Here is a 26,211-nt window from a genome sequence, read left to right as displayed (position 1 = left end):
CTTACCAGCCGCGATCCTGCATACGTTCAGCAGCCGTAAGCTTGGAAATCTCGATGCCTTTCATCGGTGTACCAAGGTTCTTCGAAACTTCGGCAATCAGCTTGTAATCATCGTAGTGCGTTGTCGCTTCAACGATTGCACGGGCGAACTTCTCTGGATTCTCGGATTTGAAAATACCGGAGCCTACGAATACGCCGTCTGCACCGAGATGCATCATAAGCGCAGCATCTGCAGGCGTTGCAACACCGCCAGCCGCGAAGTTCACGACAGGAAGCTTGCCAGTCTCATGAACACCCTTCAAGAGATCATAAGAGACGCCCAGGTTCTTCGCTTCGGCATACAACTCGTCCTTCGACATATTCTGTACCTTACGGATTTGGCTGTTGATCAGGCGCATATGACGTACCGCCTCAACGATGTTGCCGGTTCCCGGCTCACCCTTCGTACGGATCATCGAAGCGCCCTCTCCGATTCGGCGCAGCGCTTCACCGATATCCTTCGCGCCGCATACGAACGGAACCGTAAAGTCCCATTTATCGATGTGGTATACCTCATCAGCCGGCGTCAGCACTTCACTCTCATCAAGATAATCGACGCCCAGCGATTCAAGCACTTTCGCTTCCACATAGTGACCGATACGGGCTTTCGCCATAACGGGAATGGAAACAACCTTCATCACTTCTTCAATAATGGTCGGGTCTGCCATACGAGCCACGCCTCCGGCAGCACGAATGTCGGAAGGTACGCGCTCCAGCGCCATGACTGCCGTTGCGCCGGCAGCTTCAGCGATTTTCGCCTGCTCCGCATTCATGACGTCCATGATGACGCCGCCCTTTTGCATTTCTGCCATACCTCTTTTTACAGTAGATGTTCCTGTTTCCATATCCCCTAGCCTCCCGAATATATGTTTAGATCTTACCACCCGAAATGAAGATCTCAGGTGGTATCGTACATGTGAATCTTGTAGAAATTTGTAATGAATCTAACTTGATATTTTAACGCAAGGTTATGAAATACACAACCCATTTACTCGGAATTTATAAGGCTTTTGCGGATTAGAACAAATTTTTGATCGAATCGAACAAATCCGCGAAGAATTCGCCAATCGCACGCAGGAACAGCTTGAACCAGCCCGCCTTTTCCGTTTCTTCGGCTGTAACCAGATTCAACGTATCGCTCTGGGTGCTGGCCATGCCCTCGATCTTGTAATTATACGTAACCGTCCCGACCTTCGTATTCTTTGCTACAGGAGCATTTACAGAACTGGAATCGAGCTTCGCTTCGAATTGAATATTGTTGCCATTGGAGCCTTTAGGCACCACGAACGTCAGGGCACGATCGGTCACGAGCTTTGCTTCTTTACCTTTGCCCTTCTTCACCTGCACCTTGTCAAAACCTTCAACAGTCGCCCCCGCAGGCTGAACCTCTTTCACTTCAAAGTTGTTGAAGCCATAGTCCAGAACCTTGCGGGTTTGTACAAAACGAGCGGGCTCATTCTTCGTCCCCATCACGACACTAATAAGGCGCATGCCATTCCGTTCGGCCGTACCGGCGAAGCAGTAGCCAGCAGCACTGGTATGTCCTGTCTTTAATCCATCTAATCCTTCGTAAGCATATGACTTGAAGTTCGTAATGTTCTTGTTCGCTTCCAGCATCCAGTTATAGTTAATGATTGGTTTATCATCACGCTCGCGGAATTTGTAATTTTGGAGTGCCGTAAACTCGGCAAAATCCGGATGGTCCTCCACGATGTACTTTGCCAGTATGGCAACGTCCATAGCCGACATTACGGTTTCCTTATCTTCTTTGGGGCGGTACTTCTCCGGCATATCCGCTCGGCTCAGACCGGTGGAGTTAATAAAGAAGGCCGTCTTAAGCCCCATCTTCTTGGCCGTGTCGTTCATCATTTTCACAAAAGCTTCTTCCGAACCGGCTACACGCTCGGCCAAAGCAACGGTTGCATCGTTCGCAGAGCCTACAGCCATCGCAATGTAAAGTTCTCTAACCGTATGTTGATCGCCTTCAGCAAGATATATACGTGAACCTTCGGTTTTGGCCGCATTCTCCCCAACGGTGACTACTTCGTCCCATGAGAGCTTCCCTTGCTTCACTTGTTCAGCTACGATGTATTCGGTCATCATCTTTGTCATGCTGGCCGGCGGCAATGCCTTATCCGCATTAATGGATAACAGCACCTGACCCGTAGACGATTCGATGAGTACCGCCGATTCCACTTCGAGTCCAAGCTGTTGAGCTGAAGGAACTCGATCAACCTTGGCATTCTTCGTATCCGCAGCGGCATCCCCGGTTTTCGCGTTGTCGGTGGTCTCCGCCGTAGCAAGTGTGGTTGGCGCAGCCAGCGAGACGGCCGGTGCAGCCGAGAAGCACAGTATATTAAACAGCATCAAGGATGCTAGCGTACGTTGTATGCGGTATCGTTTGTTTCTCTTAATCGACTTCTCTATCAATGGAATTACTCCCCTCTACTACTCAATAAGTCATAAGTTTAAGTCATTAACTTGTTCTATTCTATCACAGGAGAGATATCAAAAAAAGACAAGCCGGAGCGATTCCGCCCGGCTTGTCCAGGAAATAAATAACATTGTGTGCATATGCTGATTATGTTGATCAGATTTGATTACAAGGAGTAGTTCGGTGCTTCCTTCGTAATCTGAATATCATGCGGATGGCTTTCCCGAAGTCCGGCACCCGTAATGCGGATAAACTGCGTATCATTGCGCAGCTCCTCAAGGTTCTGCGTACCACAGTAGCCCATCCCTGAGCGCAATCCGCCGATCAGCTGATGAATCGTGTCCGCCAGCGGCCCTTTATAAGCCACGCGGCCTTCAATGCCTTCCGGCACCAATTTCTTGTCGTCATCCTGGAAGTAACGATCTTTACTTCCTTGCTTCATTGCAGCCAGAGATCCCATGCCGCGGTAAGCCTTAAATCGGCGACCTTGATAAATTTCCGATTCGCCCGGGCTTTCTTCCGTACCGGCAAACATGCTGCCCAGCATGACTGCATGCGCTCCAGCAGCGATCGCCTTCGTAATTTCACCGGAATATTTAATGCCGCCGTCCGCGATAATTGGAATGCCATATTCCTTAGCAACCGTAGCACAGTCATAGATCGCCGTAATCTGCGGTACGCCAATACCTGCAATGACACGGGTCGTACAGATCGAGCCTGGTCCGATCCCGACTTTGACGACAGAGGCTCCGGCTTCGATCAATTCTCTTGTACCTTCACCTGTCGCTACGTTACCTGCAATGATAGTAAGATCCGGATACAGCTCGCGCAGCTTCCGTACCGCGTCGACGATGTTGATATGGTGTCCATGCGCGGAATCGACGGTGATGACGTCTACGCCTGCTTTTACAAGCGCTTCGGCTCGCTCAAAGGTATCCTTGGAGATCCCGATGGCGGCGCCCACCAACAAGCGTCCTTGAGCGTCTTTCGCAGCGTTAGGGAACTGGATGGCCTTCTCGATATCTTTAATCGTAATTAGCCCTTTTAGCACGTTATTTTCGTCCACCAAAGGGAGCTTCTCGATCTTATGCTTCTGCAAAATCGTTTCTGCATCCTGAAGCGTCGTTCCAACAGGTGCAGTCACAAGGTTCTCGCTGGTCATCACGTCACGAATGACCGTGTTATAGTCATGCACAAAACGAAGATCCCGGTTCGTCAAAATCCCGATCAGTTTATTATCCTTATCCACGATCGGAACGCCGGAAATGCGGAATTTCCCCATCAGCTTCTCGGCATCGGCTACAAGATTATCGGCATGCAGGGAGAATGGGTTCGTAATAACGCCGCTTTCGGAGCGCTTGACCCGATCCACTTCCTCTGCTTGCTGTTCAACGGACATATTTTTATGAATAATGCCGATTCCGCCTTCTCTCGCGATCGCAATCGCCAGAGGAGCCTCCGTTACGGTATCCATTCCCGCACTGATCAGGGGAATGTTCAGCTTCACATGCTCGCTCAATCGAGTGGTAACATCCACTTCCTTTGGAAGCACCTCGGATTTTCTAGGAACCAACAATACATCGTCAAAAGTGAAGCCTTCCTTGCTAAACTTATCTTCCCACACCTGGGTTATTCCTCCTTTTTGTCGTCATCCTGCGGACTTTTAATGACTGTCAGTGCTGGACCGGACGGCATTTTCAAGTATTTTCAGAAAATATATTATTGCCATCTTAGCAAAGGGCCCATGGGCTGTCAAGGATTGAATTGCCCCCTATCTAAAAGACGATTGGTATCCATCCACGGCGTCAGATTGTCTTTACACAGTGGACAAATCATCAATAATCCTCTATTACATGGTTTCCTTACCCTGATCTTCCCCTTCCCTTTTGAATAGCCAAAAGTGTAAGATGTAACATTCCTTGATGGGCCTCATGCTGACATAGTATCACCTAAGATCAAACAGACTAAACAGCTGATCATTTCTGCGATCTTCATAGTAACCTGCTTGAAGGCAGCCTTTATGACTGATCGGTTAACGGACCCTGCTCCTCGGCGTATCAAATCACGATATATTTAAGCTTTTTGCATACACGTAAGCCTTTATTATGCCAATGTGTATTAGCCATCGCTGTTTAACCCATATCCCTTCAATCCTTACGCTACTTGAGCGTATAATATATACCCAAGAATATATACAAAAAAGCCGTCATCGATTGCTCGATAACGGCCTTTATGGTTGTTCGCTTGGCGGCGTCCTACTCTCCCGGGACCCTTCGGTCCAAGTACCATCGGCGCTGGAAGGCTTAACGGTCGTGTTCGGTATGGGAACGCGTGGAACCCTTCCGCCATCGCCACCAAACGTGATTTTTGCGCTGCACTTTGCTTCAATGATTGCTCACCAGCAAAATATCAAGCCTTAGAAAAGGCATGCAGCTTCAAAATCGTTTCAAGATCTTTTGAACCTTGAAAACTAGATACGAAACGTCTTTGCGTCTTACTGAAAAATCTTTATGCTTCCGTAGCGAGCTTTCTTTCAGAAAGCTTTTAGGATAAGCCCTCGACCGATTAGTATTGGTCAGCTCCATGCATTACTGCACTTCCACCTCCAACCTATCTACCTCGTCGTCTTCAAGGGGTCTTACATACTGGGAAATCTCATCTTGAGGGGGGCTTCACGCTTAGATGCTTTCAGCGCTTATCCCGTCCGTACGTAGCTACCCAGCCATGCTCCTGGCGGAACAACTGGTGCACCAGCGGTACGTCCATCCCGGTCCTCTCGTACTAAGGACAGCTCCTCTCAAATTTCCTACGCCCACGACAGATAGGGACCGAACTGTCTCACGACGTTCTGAACCCAGCTCGCGTACCGCTTTAATGGGCGAACAGCCCAACCCTTGGGACCTACTTCAGCCCCAGGATGCGATGAGCCGACATCGAGGTGCCAAACCTCCCCGTCGATGTGGACTCTTGGGGGAGATAAGCCTGTTATCCCCAGGGTAGCTTTTATCCGTTGAGCGATGGCCCTTCCATGCGGTACCACCGGATCACTAAGCCCGACTTTCGTCCCTGCTCGACTTGTAGGTCTCGCAGTCAAGCTCCCTTATGCCTTTGCACTCTTCGAATGATTTCCAACCATTCTGAGGGAACCTTGGGGCGCCTCCGTTACTCTTTAGGAGGCGACCGCCCCAGTCAAACTGCCCGCCTGACACTGTCCCCGTACCGGATCACGGTACCAGGTTAGAACCTAGATACGATCAGGGTGGTATCCCAACGTCGCCTCCACACAAGCTGGCGCTCATGCTTCAAAGGCTCCCACCTATCCTGTACAGATCGTACCCAAATCCAATATCAAGCTGCAGTAAAGCTCCATGGGGTCTTTCCGTCTTGTCGCGGGTAACCTGCATCTTCACAGGTATTAAAATTTCACCGGATCTCTCGTTGAGACAGCGCCCAAGTCGTTACGCCATTCGTGCGGGTCAGAATTTACCTGACAAGGAATTTCGCTACCTTAGGACCGTTATAGTTACGGCCGCCGTTTACTGGGGCTTCGGTTCACAGCTTCGGGTTTAACCCCTAACCGCTCCCCTTAACCTTCCAGCACCGGGCAGGCGTCAGCCCGTATACTTCGCCTTGCGGCTTCGCACAGACCTGTGTTTTTGCTAAACAGTCGCTTGGGCCTTTTCACTGCGGCCCCCTCGGGCTATTCACCCTACCGAGGCACCCCTTCTCCCGAAGTTACGGGGTCATTTTGCCGAGTTCCTTAACGAGAGTTCTTCCGCGCGCCTTAGAATTCTCTTCTCGCCTACCTGTGTCGGTTTGCGGTACGGGCACCTTCACCTGACTAGAGGCTTTTCTTGGCAGTGTGAGATCATGACCTTCGCTACTGTAATTTTCACTCCCCATCACAGCCCAGCCTTACGATGTGCGGATTTGCCTACACATCAGCCTCACTGCTTGGACGGACATCCATCAGTCCGCGTCACTACCCTCCTGCGTCACCCCATCGTTCATAACGGTTTACGGTGGTACAGGAATTTCAACCTGTTGTCCTTCGACTACGCCTTTCGGCCTCGCCTTAGGTCCCGACTTACCCTGAGCGGACGAGCCTTCCTCAGGAAACCTTGGGCTTTCGGCGGATCAGATTCTCACTGATCTTTTCGTTACTCATACCGGCATTCTCACTTGTATGCTGTCCAGCGCTCCTTACGGTACACCTTCAACCTACATACAACGCTCCCCTACCCCTGATGCAAGCATCAAGCCATAGCTTCGGTGGTGTGTTTAGCCCCGTTACATTTTCGGCGCAGAGTCACTCGACCAGTGAGCTATTACGCACTCTTTAAATGGTGGCTGCTTCTAAGCCAACATCCTGGTTGTCTGTGCAACTCCACATCCTTTCCCACTTAACACACACTTGGGGACCTTAGCTGATGGTCTGGGCTGTTTCCCTTTTGACAATGGATCTTAGCACTCACTGTCTGACTCCCGGATATAAGTCTATGGCATTCGGAGTTTGACTGAGCTTGGTAACCCTTGCGGGCCCCGCACCCAATCAGTGCTCTACCTCCACGACTCTCAATTCCGAGGCTAGCCCTAAAGCTATTTCGGGGAGAACCAGCTATCTCCGAGTTCGATTGGAATTTCTCCGCTACCCCCACCTCATCCCCGCACTTTTCAACGTACGTGGGTTCGGGCCTCCAGTGCGTGTTACCGCACCTTCACCCTGGACAGGGGTAGATCACACGGTTTCGGGTCTACGTCCACATACTAAAGCGCCCTATTCAGACTCGCTTTCGCTGCGGCTACGGCTTCTCGCCTTAACCTTGCATGGGAACGTAACTCGCCGGTTCATTCTACAAAAGGCACGCCATCACCCATAGATCGGGCTCTGACTTCTTGTAAGCACACGGTTTCAGGTTCTATTTCACTCCCCTTCCGGGGTGCTTTTCACCTTTCCCTCACGGTACTGCTTCACTATCGGTCGCTAGGGAGTATTTAGCCTTAGCAGATGGTCCTGCTGGATTCATACGGGGTTTCACGTGCCCCGCACTACTCGGGATCCGTCTCGGAGGGTTCACATTTTCGATTACAGGGCTTTTACCTTCTATGGCCGGCCTTTCCAGACCTGTTCGTCTAATCTAAACCTTTGTAACTCCATGTGAGACGTCCCACAACCCCAGAGAGCAAGCTCTCTGGTTTAGGCTGTTCCGCGTTCGCTCGCCGCTACTGACGGAATCACTCTTGTTTTCTCTTCCTCCAGGTACTTAGATGTTTCAGTTCCCTGGGTATGCCTCCTCGCATCCTATGTATTCAGATACGGGTAACTGGCTATTACACCAGCTGGGTTTCCCCATTCGGACATCCCCGGATCGAAGCTTGCTTACAGCTCCCCGAGGCAGTATCGTTGTTCGCCACGTCCTTCATCGGCTCCTAGCGCCTAGGCATCCTCCGTGTGCTCTTAGTAGCTTAACCTTATGCTCCGGTTATTGTGCTCATCGCTCTGTTGTCCGCTTGTTTCCTGATTGGATAAAACCACTCAATGGTGAAACAAGCTCCCAAAGGATCGATGATCCCAAAACCTTCGCGTGCTACTTTTATTGAAACTTGTTTTGACACAAGTTCAGCTAAAAGGATATTTCTAAAACGCAAATTCGTTTCGTTATCTAGTTTTCAAGGATCAAATTCAATCGGCCGTTAATCGACCGGAAGAATATCTTATCAATTCTCAGCGATCTTGTCTACAAGAAAGATCTGGAATCAACAAGCTTGAGAGGTTGAACTCTCAAAACTGACCAACGAGTGAGTAGGTCGACTTTACTTCGTAAAGTCTATTTATCCGGCAGCTTGCGCTGACCGTATTTGTACCGCTTCGCTACGGAAGCGAGGTACTCCATAGAAAGGAGGTGATCCAGCCGCACCTTCCGATACGGCTACCTTGTTACGACTTCACCCCAATCATCTACCCCACCTTCGGCGGCTGGCTCCCTTGCGGGTTACCCCACCGACTTCGGGTGTTGTAAACTCTCGTGGTGTGACGGGCGGTGTGTACAAGACCCGGGAACGTATTCACCGCGGCATGCTGATCCGCGATTACTAGCAATTCCGACTTCATGCAGGCGAGTTGCAGCCTGCAATCCGAACTGAGACTGGCTTTTTAGGATTGGCTCCACCTCGCGGCTTCGCTTCCCGTTGTACCAGCCATTGTAGTACGTGTGTAGCCCAAGTCATAAGGGGCATGATGATTTGACGTCATCCCCACCTTCCTCCGGTTTGTCACCGGCAGTCACCTTAGAGTGCCCACCCGAAGTGCTGGCAACTAAGATCAAGGGTTGCGCTCGTTGCGGGACTTAACCCAACATCTCACGACACGAGCTGACGACAACCATGCACCACCTGTCTCCTCTGTCCCGAAGGCCGCCTCTATCTCTAGAGGATTCAGAGGGATGTCAAGACTTGGTAAGGTTCTTCGCGTTGCTTCGAATTAAACCACATACTCCACTGCTTGTGCGGGTCCCCGTCAATTCCTTTGAGTTTCAGTCTTGCGACCGTACTCCCCAGGCGGAATGCTTAATGTGTTAACTTCGGCACCAAGGGTATCGAAACCCCTAACACCTAGCATTCATCGTTTACGGCGTGGACTACCAGGGTATCTAATCCTGTTCGCTCCCCACGCTTTCGCGCCTCAGCGTCAGTTACAGCCCAGAGAGTCGCCTTCGCCACTGGTGTTCCTCCACATATCTACGCATTTCACCGCTACACGTGGAATTCCACTCTCCTCTTCTGCACTCAAGTCCCCCAGTTTCCAGTGCGTCCCGAAGTTGAGCCTCGGGTTTAAACACCAGACTTAAAGAACCGCCTGCGCGCGCTTTACGCCCAATAATTCCGGACAACGCTTGCCCCCTACGTATTACCGCGGCTGCTGGCACGTAGTTAGCCGGGGCTTTCTTCTCAGGTACCGTCACTCTCATAGCAGTTACTCTATGAGACGTTCTTCCCTGGCAACAGAGCTTTACGATCCGAAAACCTTCATCACTCACGCGGCGTTGCTCCGTCAGGCTTTCGCCCATTGCGGAAGATTCCCTACTGCTGCCTCCCGTAGGAGTCTGGGCCGTGTCTCAGTCCCAGTGTGGCCGTTCACCCTCTCAGGTCGGCTACGCATCGTCGCCTTGGTGAGCCGTTACCTCACCAACTAGCTAATGCGCCGCAGGCCCATCCTCAAGTGACAGATTGCTCCGCCTTTCATAACTCCGCCATGCAGCAGATTTAATTATCCGGTATTAGCTACCGTTTCCGGTAGTTATCCCAGTCTTGAGGGCAGGTTACCTACGTGTTACTCACCCGTCCGCCGCTAACTCTCAGAGAAGCAAGCTCCTCATCAAGTCCGCTCGACTTGCATGTATTAGGCACGCCGCCAGCGTTCGTCCTGAGCCAGGATCAAACTCTCCAATAAGGATTTTTCGAGTGAATACCTTCCTGGATTACTCCAAGAAAATATCCAACCGATGAGTTTGTAGCTCATTACAAAAACTGACGAGAATTTGTTCAATTCTCTATTGTAACTCCCCGCCGAAGCGGTTCGTTTTTACTCACTCGTTGTTCAGTTTTCAAAGATCAACCTTTTCGTTCGTTACCAGCAGCCTCTCTCGCTAGCAACTTTTATATCTTATCATACTCTTTCGATTAATGCAAGCTTTTTTTGAATTTCTTTTTTCAATCCATTCTCTTTAGCTTGTTCAATCCGGTGTGCTTACCGGCTGTTTTCTTGGCCGGAAATATAATATACCATGGGATTTAGAATTGTGCAACCCTTAATTACAATATTGCCTTGTGGTAAAATCATCCTCGTCATTTGTAATGAATGATCATTAAATCATCCATAGGCCGCCGCCGTATATCCGTCCCTAACCGATTAACGATTGCAGGTTCCTCTCCGTACGAGCTTCACGCCTCTCCTATTGCTCGATCCATTTTGCGGAAAGATTCTACTTAAATGCATGAAGGAGACTACCTTCGTTTAATGATACAGCCACATAAACAAGGAACAATGGAAAGAAGTCATAAAAAAAGCAGCCAGCTACCAAGCCGACTGCCTTTGAAATCTCATCGTAAGAACATCTTCAACTACTCACGATTACGCATATGCGGGAAGAGCAGTACATCGCGGATGGACGGTGAATCGGTCAGCAGCATGATCAAACGATCGATACCGATGCCGAGTCCGCCTGTCGGCGGCATGCCATACTCCAGTGCACGCAGGAAATCCTCATCCATCTCGTGCGCTTCATCGTTCCCCTGCTCCTTCTCTTTCAGCTGCGCTTCAAAGCGCTGGCGCTGATCGATCGGATCATTCAGCTCGGAGAATGCATTGGCATGCTCGCGGGCTACGATAAACAGCTCGAAGCGGTCCGTAAAGCGCGGATCGGCGTCATTCTTTTTCGCCAGCGGCGAAATCTCAACCGGATGACCGGTAACGAAAGTCGGTTGAATCAACGTCTCCTCGACGAACTGCTCGAAGAACGCATTCAGAATATGGCCAAAGGTCATATGCGGCTCAACCGGCACTTTATGTTCTTTTGCCAGGCGGTGGGCTTCCTCATTCGTCATCTGAACGCCGAAATCAACCCCGACAACTTCCTTAACCGCATCCACCATGGATACGCGGCGCCATTGCGGCTTCAAGTTGACTTCATGCCCTTGATAATTGATGACCTGCGTGCCCAGTACTTCCTGGGCAATGTGAGCGATCATGTTTTCGGTCAGGGCCATAATATCCTTGTAATCGGCATATGCTTCATACAGCTCAATCATGGTGAACTCCGGATTATGACGGGTCGAGATCCCTTCATTCCGGTACACGCGGCCGATCTCGTATACTTTCTCCAATCCGCCCACGATCAGACGCTTAAGATGAAGCTCAATCGCAATACGCATGTACAGCTCCATATCGAGCGCATTATGATGCGTAATAAACGGACGGGCGGCAGCTCCCCCCGCGATCGAATGCAGGGTCGGCGTTTCCACCTCAAGATATCCTAACGAATCGAGGTAACGGCGCATCGACTGAATTATGCGGGAACGGGTAATGAAGGTCTTCTGAACGTCCGGATTGATGATCAGGTCGACGTAACGCTGACGGTAACGAAGTTCCACATCCTTCAAACCATGGAACTTCTCAGGGAGCGGATACAGTGATTTTGAAAGAACCTCAATCTCCATCACTTTCACGGTTAACTCACCGGTCTTCGTCTTAAAGAGAACACCCTTCACGCCGATGATGTCCCCAAGATCGAGAATGCTGAACGCTTCGTACTGTGCCTCGGCAACCGTATCCTGACGAACATAAATCTGAATTCGACCGCTCAAATCCTGGATATGGGCGAAAGAAGCCTTACCCATGCCGCGCTTGGCCATAATCCGGCCGGCCAGATTCACTTCCACCTGCTTCTCATCGAGCTCTTCCTTGGAAAGTGCGTCATACGCCTTCACGATATCGCCGGCATGATGCTCTCTTTCGTATTTTCCCCCGAACGGGTCGATGCCAAGCTTCCGAAGCTCGTCCAATTTATTGCGTCGAATCTGCAGAAGCTCACTTAGCTCCTGCTCCTGTTCCTGGTTATTGATTTCTTCCGTCATTGTCGCTCATCTCCTTCATTTCACTTCCATACATAGTCCCGTCACCAACAAATAACAGCATCACACAGCGCCGTCCGAGCTCTTCGTTCGTGACTACATCTTCCTGCAGGGGTGCATATTCGCCAAGGACTTAAAGGTATGGCTTGCCCATTTCGCAGCATCACACGATTAAGTCCTATACACAGCTATCTAATTTAAAAAAGCCCCCCGAAGGAAGCTTTCGCAATCACATTCCGACTTACTTCTTAATATCTACAATTTTATATTGAATAACGCCCGCTGGAACGTTAACATCAACAACCGAGCCTTTGGCCTTGCCGATGATCGCTTTGCCGACAGGGCTTTCGTTGGAAATCTTATTGTTAAGCGGATCGGATTCTGCCGTACCCACTATCGTGTATTCCATCTTGTCGCCAAACTCCAGATCTTCAACGATAACGGTATTGCCGACACTGACGATATCGGTGTTAATGTCATCGTGGTTGATGATACGCGCATTGCGGAGCATCTTCTCCAGCGTAATGATTCGTCCTTCGATAAAGGCCTGCTCGTTCTTGGCGTCTTCATATTCGGAGTTTTCACTAATATCGCCATAGCCGATGGCAACCTTGATCCGCTCTGCCACTTCGCGGCGTTTCACAGATTTTAGATTTTCAAGTTCGTCCTCCAGCTTCTTCAGACCGTCCTGTGTAAGAATGACTTCTTTATCGCTCATTAACCGATTCTCCTGTCATGTAAATAATTTATACCACGGTATCACCATACTATATGCGAATTCTTGGGGATCAGAACCTCCCCGTGATGCAAGCTTCTTTCTTGGAATTTATACTGAAAGATTATATGGTAACCATTTCAAAAAGTCAATGTGCGCCAAGGCTGTCAGCGGTGATATATACGGCACACCGTTAACAGCCTTTTTAGCGTATCATTATCCAACCGCTGCAACTGTTTGAGGATACGCACTAGCGGTCGTCTCCCCTTGATCCTCGAGTGAATCCACGAAGCTGTTCAGGATGTTGACCATTTCATCCCGTTTCGTTTCTTCCATAATGGTATCCTTGATCCGGGCAGATCCCTTGAGACCCTTGAGGTACCAAGCAAGATGCTTCCGCATCTCTTTGACCGCTACCTGCTCACCCCGAAGGGCAATCAACCGGTCCATATGCAAAATAGCAATGCGAATCTTCTCCTGCGGCGTCGGATCCGGAAGAAGCTCGCCTGTCTTCAGATATTCCACGGTGCGGTACAGCATCCAAGGATTACCCAGCGCACCGCGGCCGATCATGACCCCGTCGCAGCCGGTCGTATCCAGCATCCGCTTGGCGTCCTCGGGCGTGACAACGTCTCCGTTGCCGATGACCGGAATCGACACAGCTTCCTTCACCTGCCGAATAATGTTCCAATCGGCATGTCCGGTATACAGCTGCTCCCGCGTACGTCCGTGGACGCTGACGGCCTGGCCGCCCGCGCGCTCTACCGCCTGCGCATTTTCAACCGCAAAGATATGCTCGCTGTCCCAGCCGGTACGCATTTTCACCGTAACCGGTTTGTTCACGGCATCCACCACGGCGGCCACCATTTCGTAAATTTTATTCGAATCCAGCAGCCAGCGGGCGCCGGCATCCATTTTCGTCACTTTAGGTGCCGGACAGCCCATATTGATATCAATGATATCGGCATTGGTCTGCTGGTCGACAACTTTTGCAGCCTCGACGAGAGAATCGCGGTCGCCGCCGAAAATCTGAAGGCTGAGCGGCTTCTCCCGTTCGTCGACAAACAGCATCTCCTGCGTGCGTTTATTCCCATGCACAATTGCTTTGCCGCTAACCATCTCCGCACAGACCAAGCCTGTGCCGAATTCCTTGGCGATCAGCCGGAATGCCGGGTTGCACACGCCCGCCATCGGGGCGAGAACAACCTGGTTCTTCATCTCGATGTCTCCGATTTTCAACATGTTATGTCCCTCCTTTTTACTTCAAATATATATCGCTGAATGATCCCCTCTCTGACTAGAAAGTGAATCCGTAATTCTCAAACTCATTCATCATACCCATTTCCGTCACGCCCGTCCAGTTCATGAAAGGATGGCAGGATGTCCAATGCGCCTTGCTCCCTAGGTTACGGTATAGTGATTAGCAAGCTGCACGCAGTTCATACCCTGACGACATGCAGTAGACTTAGAAATTCCCGAAAGAGATTTCGAAATCGAGGTTGTTCGGTTTGCAGGTGATCCATGGATCTCCATTTTCCGGAGCCACGGCTTCGACATAACATGCATGGCGAGCGGGGCATCAGCCTCTTGCCTTCAGCTCCTGCAGCGAAATTCCAAGTACCTCGGCAATCCTCGCAAGGATCTGCTCCTCGGCCTTGCGATTACCCCGCTCAACGGCCCCCAGCACGGCCAGCGAAATGCCCGTGCGCTCGGCCAGTTCCTGCTGCGTCAAACCCTTTAATTTTCGGAAAGCGCGGATACGCTGCGCCAGCTGCTTGTTTTCCAAAGCTGTATTCCTTCCTTTCCTTCCAGTTTCGCAAGAGCTGTCTGCACCACCCGGTACAAGCCGGAAGGCTCATCCTCAAATACGATATCGGAAAGCGGCCTAAGAACAAACGAACGCTCCTGCATGCGGGGATGCGGGAGCATCAGCTCCGGCGTATCCAGGCGGCGTCCCTCCATCCACAGCAAATCCAGATCAACCGTCCGCGGTCCCCAATGAATATGACGGACACGGCCGAGTTCCTTCTCTATCCGCTGCATTTCGGCAAGAAGCGCGTGCGGACTCAAGGATGTCGACACAACCGCCGCCATGTTGAGGAACATTGGCTGATCAATATAACCTACAGGCTCGGTCTCGTATAGATTGGAGACTCGCAGCACCTGAATGCCGGGCGTGTCATCCAAACGTTCGAGGGCCTCCATCAGGTTCCCTTCACGGTCCCCCAAATTGGCCCCTAAAGCAATATAAGCCTCTGAGCACTCAGAGGTGGCGTGTGAATTCATGATCGTCTCACTTTCTGGTCCGATGGAGCTCGATGGTAACACCTTCGAAATGAATATCAAAAGGAGGGTGCGGCTTCGTTAATCGGACCGTTAAAGCATCGATAATAGTATAAGTGTCCAGTACTTTAGTTGCAATATGCTCCGCTAAAGCTTCAATTAATTGAAAGGACTCCTGCCGCATGATGCCTTGAAGGAGCTCATGAATCTCGGCATAATTTACCGTTAATGTCAGATCGTCGGCAGCCGCAGCCTTGCTGAGATCCAGCTCAAGCTCCAGATCGACGTAAAAACGCTGGCCAAGCTTGCGCTCTTCCTCAAACACACCATGATAACCGTAGTATTCCATCCGGCTCAATATCATTTTATCCATTCTCTAGCTCCGCCCTTCCATCCAATCTGATAAAAAAATCACATCCGGCGCAGTTCCGGCGAGGCATATACCATCGCATCACACATCTTCGCCGTGCGTTTCATATGCAGCACGTCATGCACCCGAACGATCTGGCAGCCTTGCGCGATGCCGTAAGCCAGCGTAGCCGCTGTTCCTTCCAGCACATCTTGGGCAGGCGCATTGAGCGTCGTCTGAATGAACCGTTTGCGCGATGTTGCCAGGAGCACCGGAAACCCAAGCTCAACCAGCTTGTCCAGCGATGCCATCACCTGCAGGTTCTCCATATAATCCTTCGCAAACCCGATTCCCGGGTCCAGCAAAATATGTTCATCCTTCACCCCGGCCGCTCGAGCAATTTCGACACTTTCCATCAAATCCCGTTTCACGTCTTCCACGAGGTCGGTATAATCCCGGTTCCGGCGGTTATGCATCAGGATAACCGGGCAGCCGAGCTCCGCCGCTGTTCTCGCCATGTCCGGATCCTCTTTGAACCCCCATATATCGTTGATAATATGAGCGCCGGCTTGGATCGCCTGGCGGGCTACCTCGGCCTTATACGTATCGACCGACAACGGAATATGGGGGGCATGCCGGTGGATCGCTTCCACAACCGGAATAACCCGGGCGAGCTCCTCATCTACTCCGACCGGCTCATGACCCGGGCGGGTCGATTCCCCCCCGATATCAATCAGATCGGCTCCGTCCTCGATCAGCTGCATCGCATGCGCGAGCGCCCGCTCCGTATCATTATACCGGCCGCCGTCAGAGAACGAATCCGGCGTTACATTCAATATCCCCATGATCAGCGTCGATTGTCCCAGCTTTAGGACTGCTTCTTCGCTAAGTCGGTATTCCCGTTCATATATCGTGGTTTTCATTGGTGCAACCCTGCTTTCTCTCGATAGGCTCCGAGCAAAGTCCGGGTGATCGGACCGGCTGTTCCTGCTCCAACGACCTGACGATCATCGTCTATGCCAATCAATGTCGTTACCGGTACAATCTCCTGAACGGAGCCAGTCGTAAATATTTCGTCCGCTTCCAGCAGATCACGCCAGCGGTAGCGCCCCTCCTCGGTTCGAATCCCGGCTTCCGCTGCCAGCTCCAGCACAACTGCCCGCGTAATGCCGGGGAGAATGCCTGTCCCGAGGTCAGGCGTATACAGCCGTCCCTGCTTCACGAAAAACACGTTGCTGACGATTCCCTCCGCCAGCTCGCCGGCAGCTGTTAGCAGCAAGCCTTCAGCCGGTCCTTCCGAATGGGTCGGGTAACGGTCGAGCTCCCGCTTCGCGAGTATATTATTCATATAATGCAAGGATTTCATCCGGACCGGCGACTCCGGCGTATTTCGGGGAAGAGAAAGGAGCCGCAGCGCCCGTCCCTTCTCGTATAAAGATCCATTCGTCCCAGGCAGTGCTTTGGCAAACAAGATTTGCGCCGGTTTGACATAATTGCCGGACGGCAGCCCCAGAGGAGCCTCGCCGGCCGTTATCGTATAACGGATATAGGCATCCGCCAGCCCGTTCGCGTTCATTAGGTCCGTGATCCAGGCACGGATGGACTCCAGATCCGCCTGATATTCGATGCCCATCCATGCACAGCTCTCAGCGAGACGGTTCAGATGCCGCTCCAGCAGGAACGGCTGGCCGTTATAGGTGCGAAACGTCTCAAACGCGCCCATCCCGTATAACAATCCGTGGTCCAACACAGACACTTCAGCCCGGGCAGCTTCGACAATGCCGCCGTTCAAGCCGACAAATTTCATGCCTTGGCACCTGCGGTCCGCTTCAGGAAATTCCGGAGCATTTGATGGCCATGATCCGTAATGATCGATTCCGGATGGAACTGCACGCCTTCCACCGGGTACTGTTTATGGGCAAGCCCCATAATTTCGCCTTCTTCGGTCCAAGCGGTAATCTCCAGCTCGTCCGGGAGGCTTTCCTTCTCAACGATCAGCGAATGATAACGCGTCGCCGTGAACGGATTTGGCAGCCCCTCAAAGACGGAACGGCCCTCATGATGGATCGGCGAGGTCTTGCCGTGCATGAGCCGCTCGGCCCGGACGACCTTGCCGCCGAAGGCCTGGCCGATGGCCTGATGCCCCAGGCAAACGCCGAAGATCGGGATAACGCCTTTGAAATGGGATATGACTTCCAAGCTGACGCCTGCTTCGTTAGGTGTGCACGGACCCGGGGAGATCAGAATATGATCCGGCGCCAGCGCTTCAATGCCGGCAATATCGATCTCATCGTTCCGGAATACCTTAACTTCCTCACCGAGCTCACCCAAATACTGAACCAGGTTGTACGTAAATGAATCATAATTGTCGATCACAAGTATCATACGTTTATCCCCCTATATCCGCAGCTACGGCTGCAGCTTCTTCTTCACTGCACATCAAGGCTGCAATCAAAGCCTTTGCCTTGTTATGGCACTCCCTGTACTCCCGATAAGGATCCGAATCGATCACGATGCCGGCCCCCGTCTGAATGTAGCCGATCCCACCCTTCACCGCAAGGGTTCGGATAATAATATTCAGCTCCATATCCCCGTTATAGTCAATCCAGCCCATCGAACCGGTGTAGGGCCCTCTCGTAACCGGCTCCAGCTCCTCAATGATTTCCATCGTCCGGATTTTGGGTGCGCCCGTTATCGTGCCTCCAGGAAATACGGCGGCAATGACGTCATACGCCTTGCTGCCCTCCGCTAGCCGTCCCTCGACCTGCGATACGAGATGCATGACATGCGAATACCGCTCCACCGTCATCAGCTCCGGGACATGAACGGTGCCGTAAGCTGCAATCCGGCCAATATCATTGCGCTCCAGATCAACAAGCATGATATGCTCCGCGCGTTCCTTCTCGCTGCCGAGAAGCTCAGCCTCCATCGCCGCATCCTCTTCTGGATTGCCCCCGCGGCGCCGGGTTCCTGCAATCGGACGGGCCGATACGATATCGCCGTCCACCTTCACCAGCAGCTCCGGCGATCCGCTGGCCAGACTGAATCCCGGCGACGTCAGGTAACCCATGTAAGGGGACGGATTCAAGATCCGCATCCATTCATAGACCTCTGCCGGATCCCCGTGGAGCTTCAGATGCCGCCTGAGGGACAGATTAACCTGAAACACGTCCCCTTGCCTTATATACTCCTGGATGGCCAGCACTGCCTGCTGAAACGCATCCTGCGAGAAATCAATCTCGAGCCGGTCCCAGCCTTCCACATGAGGTCCTGACAGCTGCCCGGCCCTTTCCACACGCTTGCGTCGCTGCCTTGAATCCTCGGACTCGCCCTCGCCTCCGGCTTCCAAAGGTTGGCCGAACAAGTCGTTCCATGCAGCCAGCATACGCTCTGCCTTTGCCTCGGCTTCGGCGTACCGCTGTCGTAGCGAAAGCTCCTGCTCCGGTGATAGACCGGAAGCCTGATTCTTCCCCGAAGCGGACTTATCGCTTAAACCAGATTGATCCTCTTGCCGTTTGTGGCCATCCCACGGAACATGGATCGAGCAGTAGATCGAATCATCCTTATGGTCGTAGATCCAAATCTCATTCATCTGCATCCATAAATAATCGGGGAAGCCGGGCTCGTCCTTGGCCAAGGCCGGCAGCTGTTCGATGGAGCGGATGACGTCATAGCTGAGAAAGCCCGCGCAGCCTCCGCGAAAATCCGGCCACCCCTGAATCCGCGGCGCACGAAAGGAATGCATCCAATTCTCCAGCAGATGCAGCGGTTTACCCGCAACCTTTTGCCGTTCTCCGGTAGACAGCGTAAGGATCTCTCCCTCATCTCCCTTGCCCTGCAGGATGGACGCCGGTTGCAGGCCAAGATACGTATAACGTCCGCCCTTGCCGCTCTCGAATACGAAAGCATAGGGAGAAGCCGATCTCCAAGCCTGCTTCCATGATGGAGGAAGTCCTCTGGAACTTCCTTTATATTGAACCAGATAGGGAAGTACGGACCAGCCCTCCGCAGCCCACGCAAGCCAATGGGCCAAATCCAATCTTCTCTTCATGCCGATCCTCCCTTATAGTATTGAACGCATAAACCCTTACTGTTGCCTGTCAGTATACTGTATCCCGCCTCGCTTGAAAACCCTAAAAACATGCTTGGCCAACAATATTTTTTTACGTTCAGAAGCAGCCGAATATGGTTGTAGTATACACAAAAAGCCCTCAATGCTATGAACACATTGAGGGCAACGCTGTATGAACGATTTATGCCTCGAAGTTATAGAGCGGCGTGCTAAGGTAGCGCTCCCCGTTGCTCGGGATAACGGCAACCACGCGCTTGCCTTTGCCGAGCTCCTTGGCAACCTTCAATGCGGCGTAAACAGCTGCACCGGAAGAAATTCCGCCAAGAACGCCCTCTTCTTTCGCTACGCGGCGGGAGGTTTCGAAGGCTTCCTCATTCTCGACATGAATGATTTCATCATAGATTTCCTGATTCAGAATTTCCGGAACGAAGTTCGCCCCGATGCCTTGAATTTTATGCGGGCCAGGCTTGCCGCCAGCCAAAATCGGGGAAGCTGCAGGCTCAACCGCATAGATTTTAATGTCAGGGTAGTGGCTCTTCAGCACTTCGCCGGCACCCGTAATCGTACCGCCTGTGCCGATCCCGGCTACGAATGCATCCAGCGTGCCGCCGATCGACTCGATCGCTTCTACAATTTCAGGACCGGTCGTTTCACGGTGAATCTTTACGTTCGCTTGGTTCTTGAACTGCTCCGCCATGAAAAATCCGGAGTTCTCCTTCAAAATCTCCTCCGCCTTCTTCACCGCTCCGTTCATTCCCTCGGAGCCTGGCGTCAGAACAAGCTCGGCGCCGTATGCGCGCAGCAGGTTGCGGCGTTCCAAGCTCATCGTTTCAGGCATAACGATGACCGCTTTGTAGCCTTTGGCCGCAGCCACCATCGCCAGCCCGATTCCCGTGTTGCCGCTCGTTGCTTCAATGATCGTATCGCCCGGCTTCAAACGGCCTTCCTTCTCGGCTTCCTCTACGATGCTGACCGCAATCCGGTCTTTAACGCTGGCTCCCGGGTTCTGGTACTCCAGCTTCAGATAGATCTCCGCACTGTCCTCCGGCACGATCCGGTTCAAGCGCACAAGGGGTGTATCGCCGATGAGTTCTGTCACATTGTTTACGACTTTTGCCATGAATGAAGCCCTCCTCATAAATATGGGTGTGTTTCCATGAATACATAACATTGTTAGGCAAGCCATGTCATCGTGTATATGCATAGCCCATCCGTGATGTCGAAATCATTAGAGCCGCTAAACGCACTGACGATAACTCATGCCTGCGGCCTTTACTTAATCCGAGTAAATAGGTAGGTTTTTGTACTTTCATCTTATCAACGATAAAGGCCATTGTCAATAACACTTTGCGTTGAAAATAAGCTTTTCTAGGTATTCTTCCCTGCATCTTTCGGACGAGTCTGCCAGAGAAAGAATGCTCCTGGAAATGCTTTATGAAAGCCGTTTAGCAAAAAAAGCTCCCGAAGCAAGGATGATCCTTCCCTCAGGAGCTATTCTGCTCGGATTGATGTATCAGTATAAGTCATAAGGTCACTGTGCTTGCAACGATGCGCGCTTCGTATTTCTCCCGAAGCCGCTCTTCAAGCTCCGTCAACGATATCGACTGCTCCAGCGCCAGCTGTTTTCGGACCGATTCGCGGATGCTTTCCTCGCTCGGGGCCTTCGGCTCCACGATTTCTTCCACATACACGATGGCATAATTGTCCTCCAGCCGGATCGGTCCTGCGATATCTCCGGCCTCCAGCGTCAGGGCAGCTTCCATCAGCTCAGAGGGTACAAAAGGATCATCTTCCTCCACCAAGCCGATCTTCCCGCCGTCGCCCCGGGTATACTCATCCAAGGAAACCTCGGCGGCAAGATCCGCAAAGTCTTCTCCGGCCTCCAGCCGGTCCATGACCTGATTCGCTTCAGCCTCCGACGCGACCTCAATCATCGATAAGTTCAGCTGTTTCTTGGGGCGAAATTGATCCGGATACTGCTTAAGATAGGAATCAATCTGCTGCTCATCGATATGCACATCGGCCGTAGCAATTTTTTCAAGGAGCAACCGATAGGTCGTCTCTATTCTCAACTCTTCCTCTGAGATGCCAAGCTGACTTTCCATCTCCGCAAAAAAACGTTCTTTCGAGCCGTAAGCTCGGCTCATCATGTCGATCTCCGCTTCCAGCTCTGGTTTCGTAACGTCGATGCCCCTCGCTTCGGCCTCTAATGCTACGGCCTTCCGGTTAAGGATGGTCATCAGCATGTCATGCCCGTATCGCTTCTTCAGCTCGCGAACCCACTCATCTTCTGTGATCGCCTTGTCCTGAATGGTGGCAACAGCCGGAGACGGCCCATTCCCTGATGGAGAACTTGCCCGCGGACCTTCCCCGGAGAACAGCATGTAGCTGCCCATGACCAGTACGCCTGCTGTCAAGACAATGACGGTCGCCCACAATCCCTTCTCTTGTCTCGTCATCACGGTCGCTCAATCCTTAACGTTTAAGATTTGGCCCGCTCTAGCACGGATTTTAGCTGTTCTACATCAAAGGTATACGTTTCGTTGCAGAAATGGCAGGATACTTCCGCCTTACCGTCCTCATCAATCATTTGTTGAATTTCATCGTGTCCCAAGCTGATCAAGGCTCGCTCGACCCGCTCCTGCGTGCAGTCGCAGCTGAACTTTACGTCCATCTCATCCAGAATGTTCACATCCGGTACAACCCGCTTCAGGATGTCCTCCAGGCTGAGCCCCTCTTCCAGCATCTTCGTCACCGGCGGAATGGCGCCAAGCGCACGCTCAAGCTCCGTGATCTCCTCATCCGTGATTCCCGGAAGAAGCTGAATGATGAATCCCCCAGCATTGGCGACCGTATAGTCAGGCGATACGAGCACCCCAAGGCTGACTGCGGAGTTCGTCTGTTCGGATACGGCAAAATAATACGTAAAATCCTCGGCCAGCTCGCCTGAAATAATCGGCACGCTGCCGCGGTAGGGCTCCTTCAACCCCAAATCCTTGATGACGTGAATATAACCGGTGCGTCCGACGGCAGCAGCCACATCCATCTTGCCCGGGCGGATATTCGTCAGCTCGACATGCGGATTGTGAACATACCCGCGCACCTCGCCGTTGGCGTTGCTCTCTGCGGCGATCAAGCCGATCGGCCCGTCCCCGCGTACTTGAATGCTGAGGCGCTCGTCGCCTTTCAGCATCGCTCCCATCATCGCTGCTGCCGACACGGTACGGCCTAAAGCGGCTGTAACGACCGGGAACGTGTCATGCCTGCTGCGCAGCTCCTCGACCAGATCCGTGGTCCGGACGGCGAAGGCCCGCACTTTCCCGCCTAATGCAGTTCCCCGCAGTATGCGGTCTTTTTGTTGGTCCATCCTAAGGCCCTCCTTGTCTTCTAGTTGTTATGTTTTACCCCGAATCCCGGGCTTAGTTGCGTTCGTAAATGATGCGCAGTCCATCAAGCGTAAGCAGAGGCGCAATCTCTTCGATGGATTCCGTTTCGCTCGCGATCAGCTCTGCCAATCCCCCAGTTGCGATAACCTTAACATTGTCCGTCCCCATCTCGGCTTTTATACGTTTAACCAGCCCGTCGACCTGTCCGGCATATCCGTATACGATTCCGGCTTGCATGGCGTGGACCGTATTGCGTCCGATCACCTTCTTCGGCTTCTCGAGCTCTACGCGGGGGAGCTTCGATGCACGCTGCACCAAGGCTTCGGTAGCGATCCCGATTCCTGGAACGATAACCCCGCCCAGATAATTTCGATCTTTATCGATGCAATCAAAGGTCGTTGCCGTCCCAAAATCCACGACAATGACCGGGCTTCCGTACTGCTCGATCGCAGCAACGGCGTTGACGATCCGGTCGGCACCGACCTCCCGCGGGTTCTCATACCGCAGATTAAGGCCGGTTTTAATGCCAGGGCCGACGATCAACGGAGTCTTGCCAATATACTTGCTGCACATCTCCTCGACCACTCGGATAAGCGGCGGAACAACGGAAGAGACGATAACTCCTTCAATTTGGCTTACCGTTATATTCGACATTTGAAACAAATTATGGATCAGCACGCCGTATTCATCCACCGTGGATTGGCGTGACGTGCTGATTCGGAAATCGTGCAGCAGCTGCTTGCCCTGATACACGCCAAGCACGATGTTCGTGTTGCCTACGTCTACGACCAGAATCAAACCCCTGCTCCTCCCTTCTTGGTGTTTAGATCTAAACTGATGTCCAGGTTGTGGAACGAATAGGTGAGCCGACCGACCGAAATGACGTCCACCCCGGTCTCCGCTATGCCGCGCACCGTCTGAAGTGATACATTGCCGGAAGCCTCGACCCGAACATGCGGCGATCTCGCCTTGATTCTTCGAACCGCCTCGGTCATCAGCTCATGATTCATGTTGTCGAGCATGATAATATCTGCACCGGCATCCAGCGCTTCCTCTACCTGTTCAAGGCTTTCCGTCTCAACCTCGATGGTCATCGTATGCGGTATATTCGCTCTTGCGCGGTCTACCGCCTGGCGGATGCCGCCGGCGCCTTTAATATGATTATCCTTGATCATGACGGCATCATACAAGCCGAACCGGTGGTTCGACCCGCCGCCTACGCGGACAGCGTACTTCTCAAGCATCCGGTGGCCCGGCGTCGTCTTCCGCGTGTCCACAAGCCGGGTCGGCAGCCCTTCCAGCGCCTCGACATAAGCGCGCGTCGTGGTTGCAATTCCGGACAAACGCTGCAGCAGATTAAGGGCCAGTCTCTCCCCTGTCAATATACGGTGCGTAGACCCTTCCACTTCAGCAAGAACGGTTCCCTTCTCCACCCGCTCGCCGTCCCGAACCAGCGACCTAAACACCAGTGTCGGGTCAACCGTCTCGAAGACCAGCTCCGCAACCGGCATGCCGGCCACGATCCCGGATTCCTTGGCGTGAATCACGGCCTTGGATTCATGTCCGGGCTCAATCGTCGTAAGGGTCGTAATATCTCCAGAGCCTACATCCTCTTGTAGCCAGGTTCGAATACTCTGGAGCAGGCCGTCATGGTAACCGTTAAACATCATCGCTTATTTCCTCCGTCCTATCTTGATCCCGGGTGTGCACGATATGCTTCTTCCATGCATCATCATTTCGTTCCGGAAAATCCTCGCGGTAATGGGCCCCCCGGCTCTCTTCACGGCACAGCGCGCCTTGAACGACCAGCAGTGAGGCCGTAAGCATATTGGCAAATTCGTACTCCTCGCGTTTGGTCAATACCGCTTGAAACAAGGGAAGCTGCCGGCCAAGCTCTTCGGCCGCCCGTAATAGGGTGTCCCGGTTACGGCGAAGACCGGCATACCGGACCATCACTTTCTGAAGCTTCAGCCGCTTTTCGACCATAGCCTGGGAAGGCGCATCCTTGCGCCCAAGCCCGAAGGATACATGAAGGGATCGCTCCGTCCGTTTCGGAAGCTGCCGGATCCGTTCAACAATGCGGCTTCCGTATACAACCGCTTCGGACAGCGAGTTGCTGGCCAAGCGATTCGCGCCATGAACGCCGGTCGAGGACACTTCTCCGCAGGCGAACAGACGCTTCACGCTGCTCTCCCCGTACAGATTGGTCTTGATGCCCCCCATCATATAATGCGCAGCGGGGGAGACCGGAATCCAATCGGAGGTCAGATCAAGACCATACCGCATGCAGGTTTCGTAAATCGTTGGGAACCGGTGTTTGACCATCTCCGGGGATTCATGGGTAATGTCCAAGTAGACGAACGTGGAGCCCGTCTCCTCCATCTCGCTCACAATCGCCCGGGCGACAATATCCCGGGGCGCCAGCTCCAGCAGCTCATGGTATTTGTGCATGAAGCGCTCGCCTTTAATATTCCGGAGCACGGCGCCTTCTCCGCGCACCGCTTCCGATACCAGAAACCGCGGTGCTCCCGGATAACTCAGCGCCGTTGGGTGGAACTGAATAAACTCCATGTCCCGAATCTGGGCGCCCGCCCGATAGGCCATCGCGACTCCATCGGCGGTCGCAACTTCGGGATTGGTCGTGTACCGGTACAGCTGACCGGCACCGCCGGAGCACATAATCGTTGCTTGGCCCCGCACGAAGATCCGCTTCCCGTCCGGCAACTGGACAATCGCTCCATGGCATTCGCCTTGATCGGTAACCAGATCGATGACAAAATGATCATCCCACACCTCTATATTGTGAAGCATTTCGACTTGAATGGAAAGGGCGCGTACGATTTCATAGCCGGTAGCATCCCCATTCGCATGGAGAATTCGGCGGTGGCTATGGGCTCCTTCCTTCGTTAGAGCGAGCTCCCCGTTCTCGACGTCAAACATCGTCCCGAGACGGATTAATTCCTGGACACCGGCCGGTCCTTCGTTAACCAGCACATCCACCGCCGCCGAGGAGCATAACCCGGCCCCTGCAAGCAGCGTATCCTGCCGATGATAGGCCGGTGAATCGTCCTCCGCCGTCACGGCTGCGATGCCGCCTTGCGCATAGCGCGTATTGCTCTCGAGCAGCGATTTCTTCGTAATCAACAGCACCTTATGATGCTCACTTGCCAGAATGGCGGTATATAATCCGGCGATGCCGGAGCCGATGACGATCACATCCGTCTTCTTTACCGGCAGGTCCTTTAGGTCAAAATCGATCAAATACTGCGGTATCACGCTCGTCTCACCTGTCTTCTCGCGAAAG

At 52.5% G+C, this 26,211-nt stretch carries 19 protein-coding genes and 3 rRNA genes; all 22 read right to left on the bottom strand.

Annotated features, from left to right (window positions below):
* Position 1 precedes the first annotated feature (1 nt).
* The gene (gene pdxS, locus NSQ46_RS00410) at positions 2-883 is read right to left on the bottom strand and encodes a pyridoxal 5'-phosphate synthase lyase subunit PdxS (protein WP_007133228.1); all 882 of its coding nucleotides are present in this window, start codon (positions 881-883) and stop codon (positions 2-4) included.
* A 172-nt stretch (positions 884-1,055) separates the two neighbouring features.
* On the bottom strand, positions 1,056-2,468 hold the full coding sequence (locus tag NSQ46_RS00405) for a D-alanyl-D-alanine carboxypeptidase family protein (protein ID WP_007133227.1): 1,413 nt from the start codon (positions 2,466-2,468) through the stop codon (positions 1,056-1,058).
* 170 nt (positions 2,469-2,638) lie between these two features.
* Positions 2,639-4,096: an IMP dehydrogenase gene (guaB, locus tag NSQ46_RS00400; protein WP_007133226.1), complete on the bottom strand. Its 1,458-nt coding sequence runs from the start codon at positions 4,094-4,096 to the stop codon at positions 2,639-2,641.
* A 618-nt stretch (positions 4,097-4,714) separates the two neighbouring features.
* Positions 4,715-4,831 (bottom strand): 5S ribosomal RNA (gene rrf / locus NSQ46_RS00395).
* A gap of 186 nt (positions 4,832-5,017) precedes the next feature.
* A 23S ribosomal RNA gene (locus NSQ46_RS00390) occupies positions 5,018-7,944 on the bottom strand.
* A 424-nt stretch (positions 7,945-8,368) separates the two neighbouring features.
* Positions 8,369-9,922: ribosomal RNA gene (locus NSQ46_RS00385) — 16S ribosomal RNA — on the bottom strand.
* The 16S, 23S and 5S rRNA genes sit together here, the layout of an rRNA operon.
* A gap of 671 nt (positions 9,923-10,593) precedes the next feature.
* A complete protein-coding gene (gene lysS / locus NSQ46_RS00380; RefSeq protein WP_144871511.1) occupies positions 10,594-12,105 on the bottom strand; it encodes a lysine--tRNA ligase in 1,512 nt (503 codons plus the stop codon).
* Between the two features lie 238 nt (positions 12,106-12,343).
* A complete protein-coding gene (gene greA / locus NSQ46_RS00375; protein WP_007132906.1) occupies positions 12,344-12,820 on the bottom strand; it encodes a transcription elongation factor GreA in 477 nt (158 codons plus the stop codon).
* 213 nt (positions 12,821-13,033) lie between these two features.
* Entirely contained in the window at positions 13,034-14,059 is a 1,026-nt protein-coding gene (dusB, locus tag NSQ46_RS00370) for a tRNA dihydrouridine synthase DusB (protein ID WP_007132905.1), read from the bottom strand.
* Positions 14,060-14,396: 337 nt separating this feature from the next.
* Positions 14,397-14,603 carry a helix-turn-helix transcriptional regulator gene (locus NSQ46_RS00365; protein ID WP_251537895.1) on the bottom strand — a complete coding sequence of 69 codons (207 nt, stop codon included), beginning with the start codon at positions 14,601-14,603 and terminating at the stop codon, positions 14,397-14,399.
* Positions 14,555-15,103, bottom strand: a complete 549-nt coding sequence (gene folK / locus NSQ46_RS00360; RefSeq protein WP_251537904.1) for a 2-amino-4-hydroxy-6-hydroxymethyldihydropteridine diphosphokinase — start codon at positions 15,101-15,103, stop codon at positions 14,555-14,557. The genes NSQ46_RS00365 and folK overlap by 49 nt, the downstream gene beginning before the upstream one ends.
* Before the next feature lie 7 nt (positions 15,104-15,110).
* The gene (gene folB, locus NSQ46_RS00355) at positions 15,111-15,473 is read right to left on the bottom strand and encodes a dihydroneopterin aldolase (protein ID WP_007132902.1); all 363 of its coding nucleotides are present in this window, start codon (positions 15,471-15,473) and stop codon (positions 15,111-15,113) included.
* A 38-nt stretch (positions 15,474-15,511) separates the two neighbouring features.
* Positions 15,512-16,372: a dihydropteroate synthase gene (gene folP, locus NSQ46_RS00350; RefSeq protein WP_007132901.1), complete on the bottom strand. Its 861-nt coding sequence runs from the start codon at positions 16,370-16,372 to the stop codon at positions 15,512-15,514.
* The gene (locus NSQ46_RS00345) at positions 16,369-17,256 is read right to left on the bottom strand and encodes an aminotransferase class IV (RefSeq protein ID WP_144879015.1); all 888 of its coding nucleotides are present in this window, start codon (positions 17,254-17,256) and stop codon (positions 16,369-16,371) included. Before NSQ46_RS00345 ends, folP begins: the two co-directional genes overlap by 4 nt.
* Positions 17,253-17,834: an aminodeoxychorismate/anthranilate synthase component II gene (pabA, locus tag NSQ46_RS00340; RefSeq protein ID WP_007132899.1), complete on the bottom strand. Its 582-nt coding sequence runs from the start codon at positions 17,832-17,834 to the stop codon at positions 17,253-17,255. Before pabA ends, NSQ46_RS00345 begins: the two co-directional genes overlap by 4 nt.
* Positions 17,835-17,838: 4 nt before the next feature.
* Complete coding sequence (locus NSQ46_RS00335; RefSeq protein WP_251537906.1) at positions 17,839-19,500, bottom strand: anthranilate synthase component I family protein; 1,662 nt, start codon at positions 19,498-19,500, stop codon at positions 17,839-17,841.
* 202 nt (positions 19,501-19,702) lie between these two features.
* Complete coding sequence (cysK, locus tag NSQ46_RS00330; RefSeq protein WP_007132897.1) at positions 19,703-20,641, bottom strand: cysteine synthase A; 939 nt, start codon at positions 20,639-20,641, stop codon at positions 19,703-19,705.
* 403 nt (positions 20,642-21,044) lie between these two features.
* Positions 21,045-21,980, bottom strand: coding sequence for a peptidyl-prolyl cis-trans isomerase (locus NSQ46_RS00325; RefSeq protein ID WP_028406003.1), 936 nt, complete (start codon positions 21,978-21,980; stop codon positions 21,045-21,047).
* 23 nt (positions 21,981-22,003) lie between these two features.
* Positions 22,004-22,888, bottom strand: a complete 885-nt coding sequence (gene hslO / locus NSQ46_RS00320; RefSeq protein WP_251537909.1) for an Hsp33 family molecular chaperone HslO — start codon at positions 22,886-22,888, stop codon at positions 22,004-22,006.
* A 52-nt stretch (positions 22,889-22,940) separates the two neighbouring features.
* Positions 22,941-23,705, bottom strand: a complete 765-nt coding sequence (locus NSQ46_RS00315; RefSeq protein WP_251537911.1) for a type III pantothenate kinase — start codon at positions 23,703-23,705, stop codon at positions 22,941-22,943.
* Positions 23,702-24,577 carry a carboxylating nicotinate-nucleotide diphosphorylase gene (nadC, locus tag NSQ46_RS00310; protein ID WP_251537912.1) on the bottom strand — a complete coding sequence of 292 codons (876 nt, stop codon included), beginning with the start codon at positions 24,575-24,577 and terminating at the stop codon, positions 23,702-23,704. The genes NSQ46_RS00315 and nadC overlap by 4 nt, the downstream gene beginning before the upstream one ends.
* Positions 24,567-26,183: an L-aspartate oxidase gene (gene nadB / locus NSQ46_RS00305; protein ID WP_251537913.1), complete on the bottom strand. Its 1,617-nt coding sequence runs from the start codon at positions 26,181-26,183 to the stop codon at positions 24,567-24,569. Before nadB ends, nadC begins: the two co-directional genes overlap by 11 nt.
* Positions 26,184-26,211 lie beyond the last annotated feature (28 nt).

This window comes from Paenibacillus sp. FSL M8-0142 (genome assembly GCF_038597315.1).
Lineage (GTDB): Bacteria > Bacillota > Bacilli > Paenibacillales > Paenibacillaceae > Paenibacillus_AQ > Paenibacillus_AQ lactis.
Note: the sequence above shows the minus strand (reverse complement) of the source record. Positions and strands in the feature narration are given on the sequence as shown.

What these genes read in the sequence shown, in the direction of transcription:
- pdxS (WP_007133228.1), bottom strand. Translation starts at nt 883, where the DNA reads ATGGAAACAGGAACATCTACTGTAAAAAGAGGTATGGCAGAAATGCAA.
- lysS (WP_144871511.1), bottom strand. Translation starts at nt 12,105, where the DNA reads ATGACGGAAGAAATCAATAACCAGGAACAGGAGCAGGAGCTAAGTGAG.
- greA (WP_007132906.1), bottom strand. Translation starts at nt 12,820, where the DNA reads ATGAGCGATAAAGAAGTCATTCTTACACAGGACGGTCTGAAGAAGCTG.
- dusB (WP_007132905.1), bottom strand. Translation starts at nt 14,059, where the DNA reads ATGTTGAAAATCGGAGACATCGAGATGAAGAACCAGGTTGTTCTCGCC.
- folK (WP_251537904.1), bottom strand. Translation starts at nt 15,103, where the DNA reads ATGAATTCACACGCCACCTCTGAGTGCTCAGAGGCTTATATTGCTTTA.
- folB (WP_007132902.1), bottom strand. Translation starts at nt 15,473, where the DNA reads ATGGATAAAATGATATTGAGCCGGATGGAATACTACGGTTATCATGGT.
- folP (WP_007132901.1), bottom strand. Translation starts at nt 16,372, where the DNA reads ATGAAAACCACGATATATGAACGGGAATACCGACTTAGCGAAGAAGCA.
- NSQ46_RS00345 (WP_144879015.1), bottom strand. Translation starts at nt 17,256, where the DNA reads ATGAAATTTGTCGGCTTGAACGGCGGCATTGTCGAAGCTGCCCGGGCT.
- pabA (WP_007132899.1), bottom strand. Translation starts at nt 17,834, where the DNA reads ATGATACTTGTGATCGACAATTATGATTCATTTACGTACAACCTGGTT.
- NSQ46_RS00335 (WP_251537906.1), bottom strand. Translation starts at nt 19,500, where the DNA reads ATGAAGAGAAGATTGGATTTGGCCCATTGGCTTGCGTGGGCTGCGGAG.
- cysK (WP_007132897.1), bottom strand. Translation starts at nt 20,641, where the DNA reads ATGGCAAAAGTCGTAAACAATGTGACAGAACTCATCGGCGATACACCC.
- NSQ46_RS00325 (WP_028406003.1), bottom strand. Translation starts at nt 21,980, where the DNA reads ATGACGAGACAAGAGAAGGGATTGTGGGCGACCGTCATTGTCTTGACA.
- hslO (WP_251537909.1), bottom strand. Translation starts at nt 22,888, where the DNA reads ATGGACCAACAAAAAGACCGCATACTGCGGGGAACTGCATTAGGCGGG.
- nadC (WP_251537912.1), bottom strand. Translation starts at nt 24,577, where the DNA reads ATGATGTTTAACGGTTACCATGACGGCCTGCTCCAGAGTATTCGAACC.